Origin of the sequence: Streptomyces mangrovisoli, assembly GCF_000974985.2 — a bacterium.
Lineage (GTDB): Bacteria > Actinomycetota > Actinomycetes > Streptomycetales > Streptomycetaceae > Streptomyces > Streptomyces mangrovisoli.
On the sequence record NZ_LAVA02000120.1, the window covers coordinates 1 to 963 of the forward strand.

Genomic DNA, 963 nt, shown 5'->3' on the forward strand with positions numbered 1-963 from the left:
AAGTCGGCTTATCTGTGGCATCAGTTGTGGCAGGACGGCGGTGTGGAGGCTCTGACCTCACGCGGTCCGGGTGGGTCACGCTGTCGGCTTTCCCCGCGCAGTCTGGAGAAACTGGCCGCGTACCTCGATGAGGGCCCGGCCGCGCACGGCTGGGCGGAGGACCAGGTGTGGACCGCTGCGCGGGTGGCCACGCTGATCGGCAGGAAGTTCCACGTCTCCTACAGCGTCTCGGGTGCGACGAGGCTGATGCGCCGGATCGGCTTCAGCCCGCAGATACCCGGCCGGCGGGTCGCCGAGTGCGACGACCAGGCCGTGACTGCGTGGAAGGAGGCGACCTGGGCCGAGGTAAAAGAGCCCGGGCGGACTGCGGGGGATACATCTGCTTCGAGGACGAAGCAGGCTTCACCCGCAAGCCGCCCCGGGGACGGACCTGGGGCAGGCGCGGGCACACCCCGGTCGTGACCGTCAGCGGCCGGCGCTCGGGACGCCTGTCGGTTGCGGGACTGGTCGCGATGCGGCCGGGCTCCCGGACCCGACTGTGTCACCGGCTGCGGATCCATCCGGCAGGCAAGGGCGGGCGCCGCAGTATGGGCGAGCGGGACTTCATCGCGCTCGTCGACGGTGCTCACCAGCTCCTGAAGGCACCGATCGTGCTGGTCTGGGACCGTCTGAACACCCATGTCTCCCATGCCATGCGCGGGCTCATCGGCCAGCGCGAGTGGCTCACGGTGTTCCTGCTGCCCGCTTACTCTCCCGACCTCAACCCGGTCGAGTGGGTCTGGGCGCACGTGAAGACGCAGCCTGGCCAACCTCGCACCTCGCGCGATCGAAGACCTCGCCCCGCTCGTGAGGAACCGCTTACGCGGCATCCAACGCCGCCCCGACGTACTCGACGGCTTCAGCGCCGGCGGCCAGTGCGCCCGTCGACGTCAGGTCGCGCCGGGCGAGCGTGCCGAAGCGGCG

General features: G+C 70.2%; 1 pseudogene. It reads left to right on the forward strand.

The annotated features are described in order from the left end of the window. A pseudogene (locus WN71_RS43540) lies at window positions 1–963 on the forward strand (IS630 family transposase); the annotation flags it as partial.